Raw genomic sequence first — 5,925 nt, 5'->3', positions numbered from 1 at the left:
GTGGAGCGATAACGCTCCACGCAATGCGCATGGGAGGGGGAGGAGCGAAAGTGTGGAGAGCGGCCTCTCCACATGTGGCGTATATGGGGATTCTGGCACGAGTGTGGAGCAGTTTCGCTCCACACACGCCACGAATACCCACCTGAACACAACGTGTGGAGCATCTCTGCTCCACACAACAGTTCACCAGTATCCATGTGGAGCACCGACGCTCCGCACATGATGGTGGAGCATGGCTTAACCCAGCATCCACCTCGCCAAACACGCCTCCATGCGACTGACCACCGGCATACCGTTGAGAACGGCTGGCGCCTCGCCTACTCGCCACGCAGTACGAGGGTGGCGGCATGCTCCTGGAGCCATTGGCGAAGATAGGGAATGGTGAAATCCACATATCCATACGAGGACGAGTAGATGATTCCGGCCTGGATGAGACGCTCGCGGTATCGTCCCGCATACTGCGCGTCCTTGCCGATTCGTTGGGCGATGTCTCCGGTGCGGGACGGCCCCTCATCCTGCGCCATGGCGAGCAGATACGTGCGATCCACGCTGGACAGATCCTCGATGGCCGGCTCGTGCACGGTCCCGCCGAGCCTAAGTCTCGCGGCTTCGGCACCGCTTCGCGCGGCGTCCTCGTCGATAATCGTTCCGGAGGCTTTCCTCCAGATGTTGTAGCCGACAAGCTGCACCATGAACGGATACCCACGCGTCGCCTCAGTGGCGATACGCAGGGCCTGCGGCGTGATGTCATACCCTTGCCCGCGGATGACGTCCTCGAAGGCGTCGCTGACGAGGTCAAGCGAGATGTCTCCCAATTCCACAGGTGTCGCCCTGCGCAGGAACGTGATGACGTTGTCGTGCAGCAACGACGAGGTCATGCCCGGCAGACCAGCGAACGCGACCGCGATGTTCCTCTCCTCGCGGATCAGATGCTGAACCGCCGTAGCCAGCGCTCGAAGATCGGAGACATCGGCGCCCTGAGTCTCATCGACGGTGATGAGCAGTCCCCGGTCCGCATGCCGTTTGCCGATATGGTCCACTGCATCAGTGAGAGCCGCACGCAACGTCATCGGCAATGCGGTCTCGCTGAACTCCACTTTGCCCAGGTCGGCGCTTCCCAACCCGTCAACGCCAATGCTGGGCAATTCGACGGATTTCACGTTGCGCCGCCCATATTGGGCACGCAACGTGAGTATGAGATTGCCGACGAACCCGGGAGTGGCGGTCTCGTCGATGACCGTCCAATGCCGCGCACGGGCCCTCCTGCCCAGCGCGTTGAGCAGCACGGTCTTGCCGGAGCCTCGGCTGCCGGTAATGCGCATCAGACGGTATGGCGCCCCGGGACCGGCCTCGAGAGAGTCGTCGAACTCGTCCAGCAACGCGTCCCTGCCGATGAGATACGGGGGGTTCGCCCCCGCCGACGGCCTGAACGGATTAGCCATATCACACCTCACTGGTCTTGCCGCGCCAACATCGCCTACATCCGGCGACCGCAGCCGTTCCTATGCTCCTTCATATTCTTGTATATCCCTTTTAATCTTTTCATATCCTTGTATATCCTTTTCTATCTTTTCATATCCCCTCACTACCCGTACACCAGGTACGATCTGCAACAATCGCCGTCGCATCACGATGCATATTGAACAATGCCGCATGACGGCTCCGCGGCGTGATTGTTCAACGTCCGCGCGATTCTCGTGCGCAAACCAGGGTCATAGCGCATCATTCTCGCGCGGGCCATGGTTCAGTCCGCGACAGTCACGGTTCACTCCACGGCAGTCACGATTCACTCCACAGCAGTCACGATTCACTCCGGGGAATGTGTCGGAATAACGGCACATCCCCGGATTGAACCGTCCATTCCCCGGGCTGAACCGTATGTCCCCCGGAACAAACCGTGGGGTGGCTTACCGTTGACCTGAGAAACATGCCAATAGCGCTGACTCACACAGTCGGCGCTATTCTGGTGCGCGGAACGGCCGTTCCGCGCACCAGAATCGCGCCGAGATGACGGGGGTGGGGAGTAACTAGGCCTTGGTGACGTGGCCACCGAACTGGGCGCGCATCGTGGAGACGACGCGCAGCGTGTCGTCACCGCCGCCGCGCGAGGTCTGGCGGGCGTACAGCGCGGCCGCGGTGGCCGGCGTGGGCACGCCGAGTTCGAGCGCCGCCTCGATCATCCACTTGGCCTCGCCGGATTCATTGGCGACCGGCGGCATCGATTCCAGCGTCGGATCGGACTTGAACGCCTCGGCGAGCAGGTCGAGCAGCCACGAGCCGACGACCGAACCGGACTTCCACGAGGTCATCACGGCGGCCGGATCGTCGATGAGATCGGAGCGCACCATCGTGGCGAAGCCCTCGCCGAACGCCTGCATCATGCCGTATTCGACGCCGTTGTGCACCATCTTCGCGAAATGCCCGCCGCCGACCGGCCCGGCGAGCACGAGGCCGTATTCCCCCTCCGGCTTCAGCGTCTCGTAGATCGGGCGCATGAACTCGAAATCCTCCTGCGAGCCGCCGACCATCAGCGCGTACCCGCGGTCGATGCCCCACACGCCGCCGGAGACGCCGCAGTCCATGAAGCGGATGCCCAGTTCGCCGAGTTCGGCGGCGTGACGCGCGTCGTCCACGTATCGGGTGTTGCCGCCGTCGACGACCATGTCGCCGGGCTCCAGCAGCTGAGCAAGACGTGCGATGGTGTCGTCGGTGGGTTTACCGGCGGGCACCATGACCCATACGACGCGCGGTGCGTCGAGTGCGGCGACGAGCGCGGCGAGCGAGTCGACGTCGCGGCCCGATTCGGGGGACATGTCGTAGCCGACGACCTGGTGGCCGCCCGCCGCGAGACGCTTGGCCATGTTGCCGCCCATGCGGCCGAGTCCGATCATGCCGATCTGCATTTCAGTGTCCTTTCACAACGATGTGGGGGTACGGAGTGGGGTTACAGGGTGTTGCGGTATGTGATGAAGGTTATGGGTGACGGTGGTCTCTCCCTCAGTCAGCCTCCGGCTGACAGCCCCCTCATCAGAGGGGGCCGAGGACGCGGGTCACAAGACCAGGGAGAGGAGCATGACGCAGCCGAGGCCGACCACGGAGAGCACGGTCTCCATCAGGGACCAGGTCTTGAGCGTCTGCGAGACGGACATGCCGAAGTATTCCTTGACGAGCCAGAAGCCGGCGTCGTTGAGGTGGGAGAAGAACACGGATCCGGCGCCGATGGCGAGCACGAGCAGCGCAAGGTGCGTCGGGCTCATGCCCTGCGCGAGCGGCACCATGATGCCGGAGGCGGTGACGGTCGCGACGGTCGCGGAACCGGTGGCGAGGCGGATGAGCACGGCCACGAGCCAGCCGGCGATGAGCGGGTTCATCGCGGATTCGGAGATGCCGTTGGCGATCACGTCGCCGATGCCGGAGTCGACGAGGGTCTGCTTGAAACCGCCGCCCGCAGCCACGATGAACACGATGCCCGCGACGGAGGCGAAGGACTTGCCGACCTCGCCGTTGATGAATTCGCGGGTGCGGCCCTGCATGAATCCGAGCAGCACCATCGCGACGAGAGCGGTGATGAACAGTGCGGTCAGCGGCGTGCCGATGAAGACGAGCGTGCGGCCCCACACGGATTCGGTCTGACCGGTCAGGTCGACGACGGACGCGGCGAGCATGAGCACGACCGGCAGCAGGATGACGGTCATGGCCTGGGCGAAGGAGGGACGCTTGGATTCGTCCTTGACGGCTTCCTTCTCGGCTTCCTGCTCGGGCGCCTGGATCGGCACCCACTTGGCCATGATGCGGCCCATGAGCGGACCGGAGATGATGACGGTCGGCACGGCGACGAGCAGGCCGAGGCCGAGCGTGACGCCGAGGTTCGCGTTGAGCGCGGAGATCGCGACGAGCGGGCCGGGGTGCGGCGGCACGAACGCGTGCAGCGTGGACAGGCCGGCGAGGGCGGGGATGCCGAGCAGGATGACCGGCATCTTGGCGCGGCGGGCGGCGAACAGCACGACGGGGATGAGGATGACGACGCCGACCTCGAAGAACATCGGGATGCCGACGATGAACGCGATGAGCGCCATCGCCCACGGCAGCAGCTGCAGCGGCGTCTTCGCCATGATCGTGTCGACGATCACGTCGGCGCCGCCGGAGGCGAACAGCAATGTGCCGATGATCGAGCCGAAGCCGATGAGCAGACCGACGTTGGAGACGGTCGAACCGACGCCGGACGTGAAGCTGTTCCACGATTCGTCGAACGGGACGCCGGCGCAGACGGCCATGACGAACGATCCGACCATGAGCGAGATGAACGGGTGGACCTTGGCCACGGCGATGAGCAGCACGATGGCGGCGATGCCGATGATGGCCGCGATGATGAGATTCATGTTGGTTCCTTGCAGTCGTTGGAAGGATGGGGTTAGGGGAAAAGCGGGAAAGACGAGTCGGGAACGGCTCAGGCGGCCACGGGGACCTTGGCTACCGGAACATTGGGCTCCGGAACCTTGGACTCCTGATACGCGCGCACGGCCGCGACGGCCTGTTCGACGACCTCCTCGATGGTGCCGTCGACCGGCACGACCACACCGTTCTCGTCCGGTTGGAGCGGCTGGAGGTCGGCGAATTGGCTGGCGAGCAGCGACGGCGGCATGAAGTGGTCCTTGCGGGCGGACAGCCGGCTGTAGATCAGTTCCTGGGAGCCGGCGAGGTGCACGAAGAACACGTCGACGTTCTCGCGCAGCAGGTCGCGGTAGGCGCGCTTCAGCGCGGAGCTGGAGACGACGGTGTTCTGGTCGAGCGCGTCGCGCGCGACCATCCACGTGTTGATGACGCGCAGCCACGGCCAGCGGTCCTCGTCGGTCAGCGGGTGGCCGGCGCTCATCTTGTCGATGTTGGCCTGCGGGTGGAAATCGTCGCCTTCGGCCATGGTGTAGCCGAGTCGGTCGCGGATGGCCTCCGCCACAGTGGATTTGCCGCATCCGGCGACGCCCATCACGACGACATGAATGCTCATTTCGGATTCTCCTTCGATTCCGTGGGTTCCGGCCCGGCGCTGTTTCCGGGGCCTTAAGCAACCGCTTCGTTGACTTGTTGGTTTGTTGGGTATGACTATACGCCCTATTCATCGTACTTGTCAAGTCAAAAGTATTACCTTTGGCAACAATCGTGCATCATTGCCGGAATTGATATGATGACAAGCGTACGAACGGCCGGAAATCAGGGAGAGAACCATCATGGGCGCATCGACCGAGCCCCTGCATCAGGGCATCACCGACGAACTCGCCGTGGACATCCTCGACGGGCGCTGGCCGGTCGGCACGCCGATCACGCTGGAAACGCTCCAATCGCGCTTCGGCGCGTCACGCACGGTGGCGCGCGAAGTCGCGAAATATCTGGAGGCGATGGGCGCGGTCTCGATCCGCCGTCGCGTCGGACTCGTCCCGCGCGACGTGGGGGAGTGGTCCGCGCTCAACCCGCAGGTCATCCGATGGAAGCTCATGTCGTCGCATCGCAAGGAGCAGCTGCGCACGCTCACCGAACTGCGTCTCGCCGTCGAACCGGCCGCCGCGGCCGCCGCCGCACGCAACGCGACGATGGAGGCGCGCGCGATGTTCCCGGTGATGGCGGGCGAACTGCGCAGGCACGGCGAGACCGGCGACCTCGACGCCTTCCACGATCTCGACGTGCGGTTCCACTCCTCGATCCTCACCAGCAGCGGCAACGACCTGTTCGCCTCGATGGCCGACATCATCGGCATCGTGCTCAGGGGCCGCGTCGAACTGCACATGTACCCGCAGAAGCCGAAACCCTCCGCGCTCGACGCGCACGACGCCGTAGCCGAGGCGATATGGAAGGGCGACCCGGACCGCGCGCGCGAAGCGATGCACGACATCGTCGACGAGGTCGCCGAATCGCTGGAACTCACGTGACGGC

At 64.2% G+C, this 5,925-nt stretch carries 5 protein-coding genes; 1 reads left to right on the top strand and 4 read right to left on the bottom strand.

Annotated features, from left to right (window positions below):
• Nucleotides 1–317: 317 nt before the first annotated feature.
• From BFAL_RS01385 to BFAL_RS01370, 4 genes are all read right to left on the bottom strand, one after another.
• Nucleotides 318–1,442 (bottom strand): DUF8462 domain-containing protein, encoded by a 1,125-nt coding sequence (locus BFAL_RS01385; RefSeq protein ID WP_055426669.1) that lies wholly within the window; start codon nt 1,440–1,442, stop codon nt 318–320.
• Between the two features lie 585 nt (nt 1,443–2,027).
• On the bottom strand, nt 2,028–2,903 hold the full coding sequence (gene gnd / locus BFAL_RS01380) for a phosphogluconate dehydrogenase (NAD(+)-dependent, decarboxylating) (RefSeq protein WP_055426668.1): 876 nt from the start codon (nt 2,901–2,903) through the stop codon (nt 2,028–2,030).
• Between the two features lie 147 nt (nt 2,904–3,050).
• A complete protein-coding gene (locus BFAL_RS01375; RefSeq protein ID WP_055426667.1) occupies nt 3,051–4,379 on the bottom strand; it encodes a GntP family permease in 1,329 nt (442 codons plus the stop codon).
• A 68-nt stretch (nt 4,380–4,447) separates the two neighbouring features.
• A complete protein-coding gene (locus BFAL_RS01370) occupies nt 4,448–5,005 on the bottom strand; it encodes a gluconokinase (RefSeq protein ID WP_055426666.1) in 558 nt (185 codons plus the stop codon).
• Nucleotides 5,006–5,225: 220 nt separating this feature from the next.
• Between BFAL_RS01370 and BFAL_RS01365 the strand changes: the two genes are divergently transcribed.
• Nucleotides 5,226–5,921: a FadR/GntR family transcriptional regulator gene (locus BFAL_RS01365; protein ID WP_055426665.1), complete on the top strand. Its 696-nt coding sequence runs from the start codon at nt 5,226–5,228 to the stop codon at nt 5,919–5,921.
• Nucleotides 5,922–5,925: the final 4 nt, after the last annotated feature.

Origin of the sequence: Bifidobacterium aesculapii (genome assembly GCF_001417815.1) — a bacterium.
GTDB classification, from domain to species: Bacteria; Actinomycetota; Actinomycetes; order Actinomycetales; family Bifidobacteriaceae; genus Bifidobacterium; species Bifidobacterium aesculapii.
Note: the sequence above shows the minus strand (reverse complement) of the source record. Positions and strands in the feature narration are given on the sequence as shown.

What these genes read in the sequence shown, in the direction of transcription:
- BFAL_RS01365 (WP_055426665.1), top strand. Translation starts at nt 5,226, where the DNA reads ATGGGCGCATCGACCGAGCCCCTGCATCAGGGCATCACCGACGAACTC.
- BFAL_RS01375 (WP_055426667.1), bottom strand. Translation starts at nt 4,379, where the DNA reads ATGAATCTCATCATCGCGGCCATCATCGGCATCGCCGCCATCGTGCTG.
- gnd (WP_055426668.1), bottom strand. Translation starts at nt 2,903, where the DNA reads ATGCAGATCGGCATGATCGGACTCGGCCGCATGGGCGGCAACATGGCC.
- BFAL_RS01385 (WP_055426669.1), bottom strand. Translation starts at nt 1,442, where the DNA reads ATGGCTAATCCGTTCAGGCCGTCGGCGGGGGCGAACCCCCCGTATCTC.
- BFAL_RS01370 (WP_055426666.1), bottom strand. Translation starts at nt 5,005, where the DNA reads ATGAGCATTCATGTCGTCGTGATGGGCGTCGCCGGATGCGGCAAATCC.